A 16,775-nucleotide genomic window follows, 5' to 3' on the forward strand; every position below is an offset into this window, starting at 1 on the left:
TCGTCGCGGTGGTTCTGATGATGCGCAACAACCGGGGTAAGCGTCCGGATGAGCCCGAGTCGACGGGCAACGACCCGAAATGAGCTCGAGGCGTGATCGGATGGTTACGGGGTAACCTCCGATCAACGGTGATGGATGAGGGAGGTGGCGTGCGAGCTCGAGATCGCGATATCGCTCCCCGCTCGCGGACCGTCGGATTCCAGGTCCCCGCCGAACTCGACCAGCTCAGCATGGTGCACGCGCTCGCTGAAACCGTGCTGCTCGTCGGCGGTTTCGCGCTCGACGAGGTTACCGATCTACTGCTGGCGCTCGATGAGGTCGCCACCGCTTTGATGCTGGTCGCGACGCCCGATTCCCAGCTCGACTGCTCGTTCACCGGTGGCGACGGTGCGCTCGGCGCCCGGGTGAGCGCGCTCGCCAGAGAGCCCACCGCGCTCGATGAGCAATCCTTCGGCTGGCACGTCGTCGCCACCCTCACCGACGCGCTGCGCACCGATTACGCCGGGTTCGACCCGGCGCGCGGCGGCTATCCGACCACCGTCGAATTCGGCTGGATTCGACGCTTACACGGACCGTCGCAGTCGTGACCATCGAGCGCTAGCCTGGTTGCAGGGCATAGCCCCGGGTCCCGGTGGGTACCCCATGAACACATCTGCAACCGCCTGGAAGCGAGGCAAGTAGCGATGACATGGGAATCAACGAAGACAGCCGAACAGCCGACAGCCCGACGATCCCATTCGCGCGGCGACAGCTACGACAACATCGAGCCGTGGTTCGAGAAGCTGTGCGCGCTGCCACCGGGCGACGAGCACCACGACGCACTGCGCGGGCACGTCATCGAACTGTGTCTGCCGCTCGCCGATCACATCGCGCGCAAGTTCAACGGTCGCGGCGAGCAGTTCGACGATCTGGAGCAGACCGCCAGGGTAGGGCTGGTGCTGGCCGTCGACCGCTACGACGTCACCCGCGGCTCCTCTTTCCTGTCCTTCGCGATCCCGACCATCATGGGCGAGGTGCGTAGGCACTTCCGCGATCGCACGTGGGCGGTGCGGGTACCACGACGGCTCAAGGAGATCCAGCTCAGGATCGGACCCGCCACCGAAGAACTGTCACAGCGGCTGGGCAGGTTGCCCAACGCGCGCGAACTCGCCGACGAACTCGACGTGGACCTGATCGAGGTCACCCGCACGCTGGTGGCGGGCAACGGCTACCAGACCAACTCCATCGACGGTGTCACCCACGACGGTCGCGACAATTCCACCCAGCCGATCACCGACACCCTCGGCTCGGACGAGCCGTGCTACCAGCTCACCGAAGACGCGATGGCGGTACGCCCGCTGATCGCGGCCCTGCCCGCCGAGGAACGGCAGGTGTTGATCATGCGCTTCTACGAGTCCAAGACGCAGGGCGAGATCGCCGGCGAGCTCGGAGTCTCGCAGATGCAGGTTTCGCGGATCCTGTCGCGGACCCTGGCGTTGTTGCGTGAGCAGGCACTCGCCGAACCGACGCCGACACAGTGACAGCGGCGCCACCACGTGCCAGAATTGTCCTAGGTTGAGACCTCCAGCCGACCCCGGTCCCGTCACCGCACCCTCGCAAGTGTGATCCGGAAAGCCCTGTCGCACAGGAGGTCCGTATGTCTGTCGTCATGGATCGTCGGCACTCGAGTCGGCTGCGCTGGTACCGCGGATCCTCTGCACGCGCCGCGGCCGAGTTGGCGCTGCGCGACCCCGGGCGGCCCGGCTGCTGGGTCCTGCACGCCGGAATCGAACTCGACGCGGCGCGCATGCCCCGATTCTGCGCGTTGCTCGACCGCTCGGTGCATTCCGGTGTGCGTGTGGTCATCCTGGATCTGCGTGATACCGCGTTCATGAGCATCCGGGTCGCGGCGATGCTCGGCACCGCGAAAGCTGATGCGTGGGCACACGGGGTCGAGCTGCGCCTGCTCACCGGCACCCGCGAAGTGGAGCGGGCGCTGGATCTGGTGGGCGTGCGACCGCTGTTCCGGTACTATCTGTCCATCGACGAGGCGACCGGATCAGAACCTGGCCACTGACCGCTGTTTCGCTCCACCCTTTCGGGGGTAAGCGCACGATGAAGCCCACTCCAGCGCACGCCAGGGAGGAGGACATCGTGGATTCGAGCGACCGGATCATCACCGACTCCGAACACGCGACAGCGATCCAGATCCAGATCGACGCAGACCTGGGGCAGATTGTCATGCTCCGAGCCGTCGCCGAAACCGTTGCCCTGATTGCGGGTTTCTCGGTCGACGAGGTAGCCGATACCCGAGTCGCGCTCGATGAGGCGGCGACCTGCCTCGTACTCGGCGCGGTACCGGGTTCCCAGCTCCATTGCGACGTGGTCGCCGACGGATTCCGAATCAGGATCTCCGTGCGGGGCGTCTGCGGCGACACCGACCCGATCGATACGTCGGGATTCGGCTGGAATGTGATGGGATCGATCACCGATCACCTTGTCGCCGAACATGATCCGTACGACCGCGAAAAGGGCGGTTACCCGGTTGCCATCACCTTCACACAGGTGCGGCGAGTGCACTGATCGGTTCGCGCAGTGAACTGCGGTCCTCGTTCCAGCACCGCAGAACGTGTTCGGCGAAACGATCTTCCAGGAAGTTGGTCGCCTGGATGCCGAACACGATCGAGGCGGCTTCACCGGGTTCCGCGGCCAGCATCCCGGCGATGACATCGCGGCGCAGCACCTGTTCGTGCACGGCATCGGCTTCGACGTGTTCGGTGTAGAAGTGCGCGCACGCGGGGTGCGGCAGCAGGGTGCGGGCGAGTTCGGCGAGGCGCCGCGACGCGGGCGAGGAAGTGATCTCGGCGGTCGCGAAATGCCCGACCAGTGCCCCGCGCAGGCCGCGGTGCAGGCCGAACAGCGACATCATGTCAACCAGCGCGAGCATCGGCGCTGGCACGATGTCGAGGTAGTGCAGATAGCCGGGTTCGAGGTCGGCACCGGACAGCAGGTCCGCGAACAGCCGCGCGTGCACGCGTTCGCCGCGTCCGCCGCCGAACTCGTCGAATTCCACGGCGACCAGCGAGGCTTTCACCTGTCCGCGCAGGCGCGGGATCACCCAGGCGTACGGGTCGGCCTCGATGTGGTGGTAGATCGAGCGGTGGACGAAGTATTCGCGTAGCTCATCGGGGGTTCCCCGCTCGGCGAGGAAGCCGGCGACGCCGCCGGTGTCGCTGGTCGGTTCGAGGAGTCGGTCGAGTTCTTCGTCGACGTCGTCGCCACCCGCGACGTCGGCGTGCAGGGCCGAGCGGAATCGGTTCTCCAGATCCAGGCGTAGGCGGAGCAGGTCCGGATCCCACTCCCAGTTCTCGTCGACACCGGCGAAACCCTGATAGTGCAGTTCGTAGCAGGTGTGCAGGGTGAGCTGGAGATCTTCGCTGTAGGGGTCGAGTTCAGGAGCCGTGGGAACCACGGAACCCGGTGGGCGCGTGAGGGATTCGATGACCGCGGCGGACAGTTCACCGCGCGGTCTCGGCAATGGTCGAAACGACATCAGTCGGCACTCCTCGGACGACGTCGGCGCCGGTGGCTGGTGTCACACAGCGGATACGTGCTCGATCGGCGGCACAGACACAGCGCCACCACGAAGCGGTCGCAGTGCAGCACCTCGCCGTCGGCGGTCACCAGATCGACAGGGCCGTCGATGAGCGCGGGCCCATCCTCGGTGAGCACAACGCGACGCGAATCGGGTCGGCTCGACTCAGGCAGGGTCGGCGGCGACGGGAGAAGATGTTCGGTCGACACGGATCACCACCAGTTCCTCTTCGCGCTGGCCAGGCCTGATGAAACCGTTCGCGGCGAGCCATCCGGCTCGGGCCCGCATGACCGGTCCGAACGGCACTGTTCCGGTCGCCACCACCTGGGCATTCGCGCCGAGCTCGCGCAACTGGCTCAAGCTGCGCTGTGGGTCGCTGACCGCCGAGTGCACGATCAACCCGACGCCACGTTCGGTGAGCAGGTCCGGCAGCATCGCGCACAGCCGGTCGAGCACGCTGCGACCATCTGGGCCCGCGTCCCACGCCAGCGCCGCACCTCGTCCGGCCACCTGCTCGGCGGGCACGTACGGCGGATTCGCGACCACCACGTCGAAGCGCGGCAACCGCAACGCCGACGCGAAGTCGCCGTGCAGCAATTCCACCGCGATCCCCCGCAGCCGACAGTTCATCCACGTCGACATCAACGCCGACCGGGACAGATCGACCGCGGTCAGACTGCCCGCACCCGCCGCCGCCGCGGCCACCGTGAGCGCGCCGGACCCCGCGCACACATCGAGCACCCGGCCGCCGCGCAGCGACGGCACCTCACGTAACGCACGGGCGAGCAACCAGGTGTCGGCCTGCGGACGGTAGACCCGCGGCGCGCGGATGACCACCACGTCAGTGCCCCCGCGGTTCGCCGAGCGCCAGACCCTCCTGCGCTTTCACCCGCCGATGCTCCAAGACCACGAGCCCGATGCCCGCCACCAGGCACAGCCCGCATGCCACACCCGCGATCACGGCCCAGCCCGCGAAGCCGTATCCGGCCGCGGTGAGTGTGAGGCCGACCAGCACCAACCCCACACCGATCAGGATCAAACCGGGCCAGTTCCGGGCGTCTCTGATCGACTCCCCCGCATGCGTTCGAGTGGTCCGAGCGTCATCGGGAAACTGCTTCTCTGACTGATTCATCGCGCACGCTCCTTTCGACGGCAGACGCCGCCCTGATCATGGACATGCCCGCAAACCGGGAAGACAATCAGTCGATGATCTCGCCCAGGGGGCGACGCGGCGTGGATTCCAGCGGTGCCGCGGCAGGTGGCATGACGCCGACCCTGATCATGACGTGGGGATACGCGCACTCCTGCAGGACCGTGGTGCGGATCTGCTCGCGCAGATCGAACATGCCGAGCGGTTCGGATTGCAGGCTGGTCGCCAGGCCGAGATAGGTGGCCTGCAGCAACATCGCGCTCGTCGCCTGGCCCGCTCCCAGCTGGGAGAGCTGATTGTCGTTCGGTGTGCACACGACGAGCCAGTGGGCGGAGTCGGGTTCGTCGGTGTACTCGGCCAACTCCGCTTCGGCGAAGACCCGCACCGGCAGTTCGTCCGAGGATCGGGCAGCAGGCGCGTTGCGGGCGGGTACCCCGGTCGGGCCGCCGTGGCAGCCGCTCCACTGCGCCAATTCCGTCAGATAACGGGTGTCCGTCGCATGTCGGGCGGCGGCGCGGCGCATGGGTGCGGCCAGCTGGGGGAGCATGCGTTCGGGGACGTGGCGGGCCGCGGCCCCGAATCGGGAGGCGCACCGTGACACCGCGCGCAGCTCCCGCGCGGGCACCGGGCGGCCGGGATAGCGGCGCCGATCGGATTGCCGCAGGTGGATCGCGGCGGCCAGTCGGATATCGAGGTCCGACGGCGGGCGGGGCGTGCACCGCACTGTCGCGAGATGGTCGGGTCGATCCGGGTCAGGCATCCGATCGATGTGGGCCTGCCAGCCCAGCATGGCGAAGGCCACTTCGAGGTGATGCAGCGCGGCGCCGCAACTCACCACGAGCGCACGCGCCTTGGGGTCTGTCGCGGTGACCTGACGCCCGAAGTCGGCGAACAGTTCGACCAGGCCCGGCTGGACCCGCCATCGCCACGGCTGGGTGTTGTGCACCGAGGGGGCGCGCACTGCCAATTCCAGCGCGTCTCGGCATGTTGCGATGCTCGGCATAACTCGCCGATCTCCCTTCCGCTCGTAGGTCGGCGTTGCGCGGATGCGGTTCGAGGAATTCAGGGTATAGGTGCGGTCGATGTGAGCGGGAACACCCCTGACCTGGGGCTTTGATACCGACACACAAAGGACCGGGCCCGGCGCAGTCGCCGAGCCCGGTCCGTTGGGTCCTGATTACGCGGGCAGTCGAGCCTCGATCGCGGCGATGATCCGCGGGCGCAGATCCGCGACGCTGACGATGGCATCCACCGAACCGACCTCGACCGCGCGCTGGATGTTGTGGACGCGGTCGAACTCCGCCGCCACATCGCCCAGCTTCTCCGCGCGCACCGACGAGCGCGTCTCGTCGAGTTCGGCGCTCAGCGTGGCGCGGTCGGTACCAACGGCGTTCGAGACCTGGCTCTCCAGCTCCCGCACGCGCGGATCGGCGGCGGTCCTTGCCTTCACCTCACCGGCGAACACCACCGCGGCGGCCGGTGCGCCGCCGAGCACCGAGGCGAACGACCCCTCCAGCGCGAGCACGGTCATGTTCGGGTTCAGCGCCTTCGAGAACACCACGAACGCACCGCCGTGGTAGCGCGAGATCACGCAGAACACGATGGGGCCGTCGAAATTCACGATGGCGCGGCCGATTTCGGCGCCGTACTCGAGCTGCAGCTTGCGCATCGACTCGGGCGAGCCGTCGAAGCCCGACAGGTTGGCCAGCACCACCAGTGGCCGGTTACCGCTGGCGGCGTTGATGGCCCGTGCGGCCTTCTTCGACGAACGCGGGAACAGGGTGCCCGCGGTGTAGGTGTCGGGTCCGTCGGTGGACGGGAAACCGCGGCGTGCCACATTGCGGGACTCGATGCCCAACAGGCACACCGGGATTCCGCCGAGGTGCGCGTCGTGCACCACCGCGGTCTCGGCGTCGGCCATGCCGGCCCAGCGTTCCAGGACCGGGTGGTCCTGGTCGGCCAGTGCCCGCATCACGGTGCGAATATCGAAGGGCTTCTTGCGATCCGGGTTGGCGGCGGCGGAGAAGATCTCACCGACGGTGGCAAAGGTGCTGTCCGCCAACGTGTGCGGGAAGCCGGAGATATCGCGATCGGCCGGGTCGGTGGTTTCGGCCCGGCGCGGTGCCTGCTCGCCGGGGGCGATGTAGGTGTGCTCGTAGTGCGCCATGAGTACGTCGCGGGCGGCGGACAGGTTCGGCGCCCAGTACTGCGCCTGGCCGTTCGGGCCCATCACGCGGTCGTAGCCGCCGATGCCGAAGTTGTCCTCGGCGGAGACGCCACCGGAGAAGTCGAGCGACTGCTTTCCGGTCAGCACCATGGCCGAATCCGGCGTCATCACCAGCACGCCCTTGGTGTGCATGAGCATGGTGGCCTCGGCGTTCCAGTACGGCTGCGCGCCGACATTGATGCCCGCGACCACGATGTTGATCTCGCCGCCACCCTGGGTGAATTCGACGATCCGCTTGAGCGCGGCCGCGACCCAGTCCATGTTCTCGGTACCCGACGACATCGAGATCCGCGCACCCGAGGACAGCGCGTACCACTCGAGCGGCACCTGCATGCTCTCGGCCAGATCCAGCGCGGCGATCACCCGGCGGCACTCCGGTTCCGACAGCGCGCCGAGCGATTTGGTGGGATCACCGAGCAGCAGCACGCGGGTGACACCCTCGGGATGCACGACCGTCGGTGTGGTCACCACACCGGCGACGATCGCCGCCTTGTTGTGACCCTTCGGCCGCTCGACCGGTACCAGCGCATGCGCGGCATCGAGGTCGTACTCGGCGAAATCACCGAGCAGAGCGGTCAATTCGTACGGGTACACCGTGTTGCGGGCCGCGGCGCGCAGCACCTTCTGCCGGTATTCGTCCAACGGCTCGACGGGCTCGTCGGTCCGCTCCTCGACCGTCACCTCGGATCCGCCATCGGGACGGAACGAGATGCGCACACCGACCTTGGTCAGCTCGCCGGTCTCGGGATCGCGCTGACGCGCGATGAGCAGGATCTCCTCGAGCCCGGCGCCCGCGGCCGACGGCAGCACGTGGCCACCGATGGTCTCGAGCTCCGCGCGGGTGACATCCATGTGCGGCCAGATGTACATCACGATGCGATTGGTGTTGAGCCGCTTGGCCGATGGCAGCCGCGACTGGGCCCGACGGATCGAGTCGACGCAGGTGGCGATCGCGCTCTCGGCGGTGGGCAGTGCCACCAGTCGGCCGTCGTGGTCGCGCAGCGCCGCGAGGTCGCGGACCTGGGCGAAGGCGATGAGGCGATCGTCGGAGGGGTTCTCCTTGGCGACGCCGCGGAACAGGTAGACCTCTTCGTCCGAGGACGGCAACCGGGTGAGGTCGAACTTGCGCAACCGCTCCAACTGCATCCGCTGCGCGATGTAGGGGTGCAGGCCGCGGATCAACCGCTCCTCGGCCATCCCGGTCACCGACGGACGGAAGGTGAAGTGGTGGTGCATGACCGAGCCACCGCTGCCCGCGACGGTGGCGGTGATCCGGTGCACCTGCTTGGGCACCGGATGCGCGCCGAGTACGTCCTGCAGGGCCGCGGCCATCGCGTCGAAGTCCTCCGGCTGCGATTCCCAGCTGAGGTAGATGTCGGCGTCGATGGAGACCGCGCCGGTGGCCGATTCGGCCAGACCGTCCAGTGCGGAGTCGAGCTTGTCGAAACTCACGGCGGTGGAGACCAGCGTCGAACCGTAGCGGTCGGCGACCACGAAGGTGGTGTCACCGACCTGTTCGGTGCGGACCCCGGTGAGACCCTTGTTGCCGTAGTAGCGCCGCGTCAGCACCTCGAGCATCGCAGTGTGATCGTGCTTGTCACGCTCGAGCCGCTGGCCGAGCAATCGCACCAGAGGTTCGGTGCTGCGCACCATTTCGGCGATCCGGGCGGTGCGATCGTCCGCCTGCGGGTTCGCGTCCAGGTAGCTCAGGTGCTTGCGGACGTTGGTGTACACGCGGGCACGGTTGCGGCGCAGCAGCGGCTGGCCGTACCAGGCGTAGACCAGGCCGCGGGCGAGATCGGCGATCACCGGGAAGCGCACCTGCGTGGCCGCCACCAGTCGCTCGAGCGCCAGGCCGACCGGTTCACGCAGTACCTGGTCGGGCATCGGCTCGGTCAGCCATTCGCGCAGCAGTGCGGTGACAACGTTGACGGTGTCGGTGGGACGCTGCTGAGCGAGGAAGATCCGGAAGACCGCCGCTTCGAGGTCAGGGGTTCGGTCCAGCTCGGTGACCCCGTAATGGCCCAGCGCCGCACCGAGTTTGGCCTGGTACGACTCGGGCAGCCCGGCCCGCTCGACATCGAGACTCTGCAGGTAGGTGTGGAAGTACTCGCGGGCGCTGTGGACGTGACCCTGTCCGTGATCGTCGTCGGCCGACCGGTTGTGGCTCAGTTCAGCGAGATCGGCGAACATCTGCACCAGTTCGAGCTCTTCGGCGAGCGGGCGCAGGCTGTCGGCGACGGATTCACGGCGGGCCGTGAGGTAGTCGTCGAGGACACGGCGGTCGTCGTGCGGGTCCACGTCGAAGCCGAGCAGCAGGCTGCTCAAGTCCTGCAGACCGCGGGCCACGCGCTCGTGTGCGCGCAAAGGTGTTGTCGCGCTGGGCAGGTCGAGCTCGACCGTGCCGGTGGTCGCGGCCTCGGCTTCTTCGTCGTCATCGGCGAGCGGTTCGAGCCGCAACAGCGGCGCGCCCGCCTCGACCTGCGTGCCGACCGAGACCGCGCATTCCTTCAGCCTGGCCCGGAACGGTGCGCGCAGCACCGTTTCCATCTTCATGCTCTCCAGGACGAGTACCGGCGCACCGGCCTCGACCTCGGCGCCGACCTCGAGCGGCGTGCCGACGACCAGCGCGGGGGCGGGCGAGCGGACGACACCGCCTTCGTCACGGCTGATCCGGTGGGTCACCCCGTCCACATCCACCACGTGCGTCGGCCCGTGGGTGCCGGTGATCAGGCGGTAGCGCGTGCCGTTGACGACGATCTGGCCGGTGTGGTGATCGAAACGCTCCAGATCCACATCGGCGGTGCGCAATTCGCCACCGGCCTCGATGCCGACGCGGAAGCGGTGGGGGCCGATCCGGGCCACGCGCACCCGATACCCCGCGCCGCGCAGCTTCAGGTCGAGCGGCCGTCCCGATTCGTGCTGCACCTGCGGGCGCCCACCGGACGCGGTCGACAGCAGCCGATGCCGTTCGACCCGCTCGTCTTCCTCGTAGGCGTCGATCGCGGCTACGGCCAGCGCCACGGTGGAGTGGCGATGGGTCACCAGGCGACCTTCGCCACGAACCCGGTCGATCCAACCGGTGTCGGCGCTGGCGTCGATGACCTCGGGCTGGTCGAGCAGGTCGAGCACGAAGCTCTTGTTCGTCGCGCCGCCTTCGATGACGACCCGGGTCTGGGCCATGGCCCGACGCAGTCGGCCGAGCGCTTCGCCGCGGTCGCGGCCGTAGGCGATGATCTTGGCGATCATCGAGTCGAAGTCGGCGGGGATGGTGTCGCCCTGGCTGACGCCGGTGTCGACGCGGATGCCGGGGCCCGCGGGCAGATCGAGGCGAACGATGCGGCCGGGGGCGGGCGCGAAGTCGCGGTCGGGGTCTTCGGCATTGAGGCGGGCTTCGATGGCGTGGCCGCGCTCCACCGGCGGCTCACCCTCGAGCTTGATGCCCGAGGCCACCCGCAACTGCGCGTGCACCAGGTCGAAACCGGTGGTGAGCTCGGTGATCGGATGCTCGACCTGCAGGCGGGTGTTGACCTCGAGGAAGGCGAACAGTTGGTCGCCGGGGTGGTACAGGAACTCGACGGTCGCCGCACCGCAGTACCCGACCGCGATCGCCAGGCGCTCGGCGGAGGCCTTGAGTTCGGCGGTCTGGGCGGCGCTCAGCACGGGAGAGGAGGATTCCTCGATCACCTTCTGATTGCGTCGCTGCACCGAGCAGTCACGCACGCCCAGCGCCCACGCGGTGCCCTGGCCGTCGGCGATGACCTGGACCTCGACGTGCCGGGCGCCGGTGACCAGGCGCTCGAGGAACACGACGCCGCTGCCGAAGGCACGGGCGGCTTCCTGCTTGGTGCGCTCGTAGGCGTCGACGAGTTCGGCCTCGTTGGTGATCACGCGGATGCCGCGACCGCCACCACCGGCGGTGGCCTTCAGCATCAGCGGGTAGCCGATCTCGGTGGCCGCCTCGATGGCGTCCTCAACGGTGTCGACCGCGCCCCGGCTCCACGGCGCGACGGGCACGCCGACTTCCTCGGCGATCAGCTTGGCGCCGATCTTGTCACCGAGCTTGCGCATCGCGTCGGCGCTCGGCCCGATGAACGTGACGCCGATGTGGTCGCACAGCTCCGCGAACGCGGGATCTTCGGCGACGAAGCCCCAGCCGACCCAGGCGGCGTCTGCTTTCGTGGCGACGAGTGCCTTCTCCAGAGCCTTGAGGTCCAGATACGGGCGGGCCGACGCCGGACCGAGGTCATAGGCGCTGTCGGCTTCCCGAACGAAGGTGGCATTCCGGTCGACGTCGGTGTGCAGAGCGACGGTTTCGATCGGTAGCCCGGTCGCCGCCGCCAGATCACGGACGGCGTGGATGAGGCGCATGGCGGCCTCGCCCCGATTCACGATGGCGATACGGCTGAACACTCGCCGACTCCTTCCATTTACCCAGGACATCGTCCTGCAGGTGAGGTTTGCAACTCCCGGTCCGTGCGCAGTCTGCACCCCCGTGTCCCATATACAAGCACCGCGCGCGGGTTACCGGCACGTAGCCGGAACACGAGCGGCCGCCGAGCACGATACAACCGGATGAACACGAGCGGACGAAGACGCCGAGATGACCAGCGGCGGGCATCGCGATGCCACGCGGTTGAACGATCACATCCCCCAAGCGAGTGGACGGCCAAGGTCTGCGGTCCCGGACCATCCACTCACTGCGAAATCCTATCAATCATGTTGACCTACAACATATTCGAGGTGATATCCCTCTCTTCCCACAGTTTGCCTCACCGGTCCGCTCGGCCCGCATCGGCGCGGCCGCGACAGTCGCCATCGGCGAGGTGCTGTCACCTGTGCCATAACAGCGCGCCCGAAATAGTGAGTTCTGCCAGTGGGCGCGCCGAACCGGTCGCTTCGGCAAGCGGGCTTCTACCGTCGGGGCGGTGTCAGAAGAATCCCCCGCCCTCGCCTACGACTACGACGTCTTGATCGTCGGGTCGGGGTTCGGTGGCAGTGTCACTGCCCTGCGCCTGGTGGAAAAGGGGTACAGCGTCGGTGTCCTGGAAGCGGGTCGTCGGTTCGCGGACGCGGATTTCGCCGCGACGAACTGGGATCTGCGCCGGTATCTGTGGGCCCCCAGGTTGGGCTGCTACGGCATCCAACGCATTCATCGCCTGCGTGACTGTTTCATTCTGGCCGGCGCCGGGGTCGGCGGCGGTTCGCTCAATTACGCCAACACCCTCTACAAACCGGGGTCGGCGTTCTTCGGTGATCGCCAGTGGGCCGATATCACCGATTGGGACGCCGAACTCAGCCCGCATTACGACCAAGCGCGGCGCATGCTCGGCGTCGTGCGCAATCCGCACATGACTCCGGCCGACATCATCATCGAGTCGGTCGCCGAACAGATGGGAGTCGGCGAGACCTTCGTGCCGACCCCGGTCGGGGTCTATTTCGGAGAAGCAGGTCAGACCGCCGCCGACCCGTACTTCGGCGGCGTCGGTCCCGAGCGCACCGGCTGTATCGAGTGCGGGGAGTGCATGACCGGCTGTCGCCACGGCGCCAAGAACACCCTCGTCAAGAACTACCTCGGATTGGCGGAGAAGGCAGGCGCCGTGGTCTCGCCGATGACCACCGTCACGGCGATCCGGCCACAGGCCGACGGCAGTTGGCTGGTCGACACCGAACGCACCGGAAGCTGGATCCGCAAACACCGCGCCACCCTGTCGGCGCGGCACGTCGTCCTGGCCGCGGGTACCTGGGGAACCCAGCACCTGCTGTTCCGCATGCGTGACACCGCGGTTCTGCCCGAACTCTCGCCACTGCTCGGTGTGCTGACGCGGACCAACTCCGAGGCCATCCTCGGCGCCGGACGCACCGAGGTCGACCCGGATGTCGACATCACCAAGGGCGTGGCGATCACGTCCTCGTTCCATCCCACGCCGAACACCCACGTCGAGCCAGTGCGCTACGGCAAGGGCTCCAATGCCATGGGACTGCTCAACACCTACCTCGTCGACGGCGATCAGCGACTGCCGCGATGGGCGCAGGTCCTGCTGATCGCCGGGCGCCACCCGGTGCAGACTGTGCGACTGTTGCGCACCAACCGCTGGAGCGAGCGCACGCTGGTCCTGCTGGTGATGCAGAGCCTCGACAATTCGATCACCACCTACACTCGGCCCGGGCTTTTCGGTCGCCGGTTCACCAGTAAGCAGGGATTCGGCGAGCCCAACCCGTCCTGGATTCCACCGGGCCACGAGGCGACCCGGCACGTCGCCGCGAAACTCGGTGCGACAGCGGGCAGTACGTGGCCGGATGTGTTCAACGTCCCGATGACAGCGCATTTCATCGGCGGCTGCGTCATCGGCACCGAGCCGGGCACCGGCGTCATCGACCCCTACCACCGGGTCCACGGTTACCCCGGCCTCAGCGTCGTCGACGGTGCGGCGATCTCGGCCAACCTCGGTGTCAATCCGTCACTGACGATCGCGGCCCAGGCCGAACGCGCCGCCGCGCTGTGGCCGAACAAGGGCGAACCGGATCCGCGCCCGGCGCCCGGCGGCCCCTATGAGCGGATCGCCGCGGTGGCCCCGAACAGCCCCGTCGTCCCCGCCACCGCGACCGCCGCACTCCGCCTGCCGATCTGGCCGGTCACCGCGCCCGCACACGAAGATCGCTAGACGTACCCGCGAATTCGCCGCGACCCTGCGCTGCGGCGGAATCGCCGCGCGTGCGCTGCGTCCGGCGCGTTGTTGAGAATGCGATGAGAGAGCTGGCCCAGACTTTGTGATCTCTCCTGCCTCCGCCGCTTATCACGCTGGTCACACGGTGATTCGACTACCGTCGCGCACAGCACTTGAGTTGTTGGGAAGGTGGCAGTAAGCGTGGTAACTACCAAGGCGAAGCTCGATGAACTTGCCGAAATTCTGGCGATCGCCGCGGAGCCCGCCGGCGACGCCGCTATCGCCAAGCGGGCGAAGAAAGGCATCCCGAGCGTTCGCGAGCGGATGAACATGCTGCTCGATCCCGGAACATTCATCGAGATCGGCGCCCTGGTGCGTCAGCCGGATCAGCCCGACGCCCTCTACGGTGACGGCCTGGTCACCGGCCGCGGGTTGATCGGTGGCCGCACGGTGGTGGTGATCGCCCACGATCAGACCGTGTACGGCGGGTCGGTCGGTGTCGCAGCGGCACGAAAGTTCATGCGTGCGTTGAAACTGGCGTTCGACAATGCCTGCCCGGTGGTGACGATCAACGACTCCGGTGGCGCGCGCGTTCAGGACGCGGTCGGTTCGATCGCCTCCTTCGGCGATATGACCCGGGTGCTCGAGAAGCTTTCCGGTTATGTGCCGCAGGTGTCGATCATCCTCGGTAAGTGCGCCGCGGGTTCGGTGTACGGGCCGATCAACACCGATGTGCTCATCGGCACCAAGACTTCCTACATGTTCGTCACCGGGCCCGACGTGATCAAGGCCGTCAACGGTGAGGACGTCAGTGCCGAGGCGCTCGGTGGCGCCGAGGTACAGGCCAAACGCGGCACCCTGCATCATGTCGCCGAGACCGAGCAGGACGCCTTCGACTGGGCCCGCAACTACCTCAGCTACATGCCGTCGAGCTGTCTGGAACAGCCGCCGGTCGTGAATCCCGGGCTGGAACCCGACATCACCGCCTACGACCTGGAACTCGAGACGATCATCCCGGATTCCGACCGCACGGGCTACGACATGCACGACATCCTGCTCCGCCTGTTCGACGACGGTGAATTCCATGAGATCCGAGAGTCTTTCGCGCCGAACCTGATCACCGGGTTCGCCAGGGTGGACGGTTTTCCGGTCGGCGTGATCGCCAACCAACCACTGGTGCTCGGCGGTTCCATCGACGCCGCATGCTCCGATAAATCGACCTACTTCATCCGGCTCTGCGACGCCTTCAACATCCCGCTGATCTTCGTCGTCGATACCCCCGGCGTGCTGCCCGGTCTCGATCAGGAGGACGCGGGCGTGATCATCCGCGGTGGTCGGGTCCCGCGCGCGATCATCGAGGCGACGGTACCGATCATCAACCTCGTGGTGCGCAAGTCCTATGGCGGCGCCTACGGCATGATGGGCTGCCGCCAGGTCGGCGCCGACGTCAGCTTCGCCTGGCCGACCGCCCGGATCGCGGTGATCGGCGCCGAGAGCGCGGTCGACCTCGCGGGCAAACGCCAATTGGCCGCTATCGCCGAGGAACACCGCGCCGCAGCGCGCGAATGGATGGTCAACCAGTACAACGAGACGGTCGCCACGCCGTGGATCGCCGCCGAACGCGGCTACATCGACGCTGTCATCGAACCCTCACGCACCCGCCTCGAGATTCGGCACGCGCTGCGCCTGCTGCGCGACAAGGCGCCGGTCACCCCGGAATTCAACCCACGTAAGCACTCGGTCTACCCGATGTGATCAGCCTGCGCGAGAGCTGTTTTCGCGCGGGCCGGGATAGAGCTCTGTTGATCCGGACCCGCGGTGGGCCCGGATCAACAGAGCCGCGCGCAAATGGCACAGACCGGTGACATCGTTGAGGTCGAACCCGGTCATCTGGCCGATCCGTTTCAATCGGTAATCGACGGTGTTCGTGTGGATGAACATGGTGCGGGCGGTCCTGGCACGCTGCATATTCGTGGCTAGATACACCTCGAGCGTGCGTAGCAGCTCCGGATGCGCTTCGAGTGAATCGACGATCGAACTCAGATAGTCGCGGGCGGGCCCCGGTCGCGTCAGTTGATATTCGAGGGCCAATTCGTGCGGGCGATAGACCTTGCTTGGGCCGCCGAATCGGTGCACGATTTCGACCAGTTCATGGACTTGTTCGGCAGCGAGCGGGATTTCGGTCGGCGTCGCCATCGTCGCCACCGCACGCACCGGTACCTGTGCCGCGGCGGACAAATGCGCGATCAATTCGTCCAATTCGGCTTCGGAGAATTCCGGGACCGGTAGCAGCAAGGTACCGCCGTCCACGCTCAACAGCGAGAGCACCTTCCCGTCGCATCGGTCCGCCAGTTCGGCCTGCACCCGGCGCAATTTGCGGCGAGCCACGACTTTCGCATCGAGGGACGGGTCGAATTCCTCGGCGTGCGGCGGAAGTTCCAGTGCCATCACGTGATAGCGCTCGGCTACTTCGATGCCGCACTCGCGTGCCATCGTCGCGGTGTTCTGGCCGCCGAGCAAGGCCGAGGTCAGCGTGTGCACCGCCGTGTGGTGTTCGCTGTCCACCGAGCGCAGTTCACGAACGTAGGCCACCGAGACCGCCGAGGTGATCATGTTCTGGGCGTCCATCAGCCGACGCGCCACCCCGACGACGGTGTCGTAGTCGTGGTTGGTGACATTGGTGATGACGAGATCGAAGCCGAGTTTGAAGCCCTCGTGCACGGCGTCGTGAATGGTGTCGATCGGGATTCCCTCACGCGCCCAATCGGCCGCGGCGGCCTGTACTCGCTCCACCCGGCCCGGGATATCGCGGCCGTCGAGCATGCTCCTGGTCAGTTCCAGACAGACCCGGGTCACCGTGGTGACGTCTCCGTCGAGCGCTTCGCCGGGCAACGTGCCACACGGCACGACATTCTCGATGAAATGCATGACCATGTGGCGGGAAATCGTCCGCACATCTTTCAAGGGGTTCGATACCGGCCGCCCCGAAACGGTCAGGAACGGTTCGATGGAAGTTGTGCCAGCCATGATAAGTCCTTCCCACCCAGATCACTGGGCAAGCCCCCAAACTACCGTGATCGACAATCCCCCGTCCAACCTTCGCTTGTGACAAGGCGCAAGAGAACACTGGATCAATGATGCTTTCCGACAAAGAAA

At 67.0% G+C, this 16,775-nt stretch carries 13 protein-coding genes; 6 read left to right on the forward strand and 7 right to left on the reverse strand.

What is annotated here, in order from left to right; all coding sequences use genetic code 11:
* Window positions 1–149 precede the first annotated feature (149 nt).
* The 4 genes from ACLJPD_RS28610 (at window position 150) to ACLJPD_RS28625 (ending at window position 2,562) form a co-directional block, all read left to right on the forward strand.
* A complete protein-coding gene (locus ACLJPD_RS28610; RefSeq protein ID WP_410876260.1) occupies window positions 150–587 on the forward strand; it encodes an anti-sigma factor in 438 nt (145 codons plus the stop codon).
* 96 nt (window positions 588–683) lie between these two features.
* Complete coding sequence (locus tag ACLJPD_RS28615) at window positions 684–1,520, forward strand: RNA polymerase sigma factor SigF (protein ID WP_410876261.1); 837 nt, start codon at window positions 684–686, stop codon at window positions 1,518–1,520.
* 116 nt (window positions 1,521–1,636) lie between these two features.
* Window positions 1,637–2,056, forward strand: coding sequence for an STAS domain-containing protein (locus ACLJPD_RS28620; protein ID WP_410876262.1), 420 nt, complete (start codon window positions 1,637–1,639; stop codon window positions 2,054–2,056).
* 77 nt (window positions 2,057–2,133) lie between these two features.
* The gene (locus ACLJPD_RS28625; protein ID WP_410876263.1) at window positions 2,134–2,562 is read left to right on the forward strand and encodes an ATP-binding protein; all 429 of its coding nucleotides are present in this window, start codon (window positions 2,134–2,136) and stop codon (window positions 2,560–2,562) included.
* Here ACLJPD_RS28625 and ACLJPD_RS28630 read toward each other — a convergent pair.
* The 6 genes from ACLJPD_RS28630 to ACLJPD_RS28655 form a co-directional block, all read right to left on the reverse strand.
* A complete protein-coding gene (locus ACLJPD_RS28630) occupies window positions 2,537–3,532 on the reverse strand; it encodes an iron-containing redox enzyme family protein (RefSeq protein ID WP_410876264.1) in 996 nt (331 codons plus the stop codon). The two genes, ACLJPD_RS28625 and ACLJPD_RS28630, sit on opposite strands and share 26 nt — an antisense overlap.
* Window positions 3,532–3,711 (reverse strand): CDGSH iron-sulfur domain-containing protein, encoded by a 180-nt coding sequence (locus tag ACLJPD_RS28635; protein WP_410876265.1) that lies wholly within the window; start codon window positions 3,709–3,711, stop codon window positions 3,532–3,534. Before ACLJPD_RS28635 ends, ACLJPD_RS28630 begins: the two co-directional genes overlap by 1 nt.
* A gap of 28 nt (window positions 3,712–3,739) precedes the next feature.
* Complete coding sequence (locus ACLJPD_RS28640) at window positions 3,740–4,414, reverse strand: HemK2/MTQ2 family protein methyltransferase (protein ID WP_410876266.1); 675 nt, start codon at window positions 4,412–4,414, stop codon at window positions 3,740–3,742.
* 1 nt (window position 4,415) lies between these two features.
* Window positions 4,416–4,706 (reverse strand): hypothetical protein, encoded by a 291-nt coding sequence (locus tag ACLJPD_RS28645; protein ID WP_410876267.1) that lies wholly within the window; start codon window positions 4,704–4,706, stop codon window positions 4,416–4,418.
* Between the two features lie 67 nt (window positions 4,707–4,773).
* Window positions 4,774–5,727, reverse strand: a complete 954-nt coding sequence (locus ACLJPD_RS28650) for an Acg family FMN-binding oxidoreductase (protein WP_410876268.1) — start codon at window positions 5,725–5,727, stop codon at window positions 4,774–4,776.
* 174 nt (window positions 5,728–5,901) lie between these two features.
* A complete protein-coding gene (locus ACLJPD_RS28655; RefSeq protein ID WP_410876270.1) occupies window positions 5,902–11,364 on the reverse strand; it encodes a carboxyl transferase domain-containing protein in 5,463 nt (1,820 codons plus the stop codon).
* Between the two features lie 515 nt (window positions 11,365–11,879).
* Between ACLJPD_RS28655 and ACLJPD_RS28660 the strand changes: the two genes are divergently transcribed.
* Both ACLJPD_RS28660 and ACLJPD_RS28665 read left to right on the forward strand, forming a co-directional pair.
* Window positions 11,880–13,616: an FAD-dependent oxidoreductase gene (locus ACLJPD_RS28660; RefSeq protein ID WP_410876271.1), complete on the forward strand. Its 1,737-nt coding sequence runs from the start codon at window positions 11,880–11,882 to the stop codon at window positions 13,614–13,616.
* Between the two features lie 204 nt (window positions 13,617–13,820).
* A complete protein-coding gene (locus ACLJPD_RS28665; RefSeq protein WP_410876272.1) occupies window positions 13,821–15,374 on the forward strand; it encodes an acyl-CoA carboxylase subunit beta in 1,554 nt (517 codons plus the stop codon).
* Here ACLJPD_RS28665 and ACLJPD_RS28670 read toward each other — a convergent pair whose 3' ends face one another.
* Window positions 15,375–16,646, reverse strand: a complete 1,272-nt coding sequence (locus tag ACLJPD_RS28670; RefSeq protein WP_410876273.1) for a PucR family transcriptional regulator — start codon at window positions 16,644–16,646, stop codon at window positions 15,375–15,377. It abuts the gene before it with no gap.
* Between the last annotated feature and the right edge of the window lie 129 nt (window positions 16,647–16,775).

Source organism: Nocardia sp. A7 (assembly GCF_046549215.1).
Taxonomy (GTDB): Bacteria; Actinomycetota; Actinomycetes; order Mycobacteriales; family Mycobacteriaceae; genus Nocardia.

Coding starts and splice junctions, on each gene's coding strand:
- ACLJPD_RS28615 (WP_410876261.1), top strand. CDS start 684: ATGACATGGGAATCAACGAAGACAGCCGAACAGCCGACAGCCCGACGA.
- ACLJPD_RS28620 (WP_410876262.1), top strand. CDS start 1,637: ATGTCTGTCGTCATGGATCGTCGGCACTCGAGTCGGCTGCGCTGGTAC.
- ACLJPD_RS28630 (WP_410876264.1), bottom strand. CDS start 3,532: ATGTCGTTTCGACCATTGCCGAGACCGCGCGGTGAACTGTCCGCCGCG.
- ACLJPD_RS28645 (WP_410876267.1), bottom strand. CDS start 4,706: ATGAATCAGTCAGAGAAGCAGTTTCCCGATGACGCTCGGACCACTCGA.
- ACLJPD_RS28650 (WP_410876268.1), bottom strand. CDS start 5,727: ATGCCGAGCATCGCAACATGCCGAGACGCGCTGGAATTGGCAGTGCGC.
- ACLJPD_RS28670 (WP_410876273.1), bottom strand. CDS start 16,646: ATGGCTGGCACAACTTCCATCGAACCGTTCCTGACCGTTTCGGGGCGG.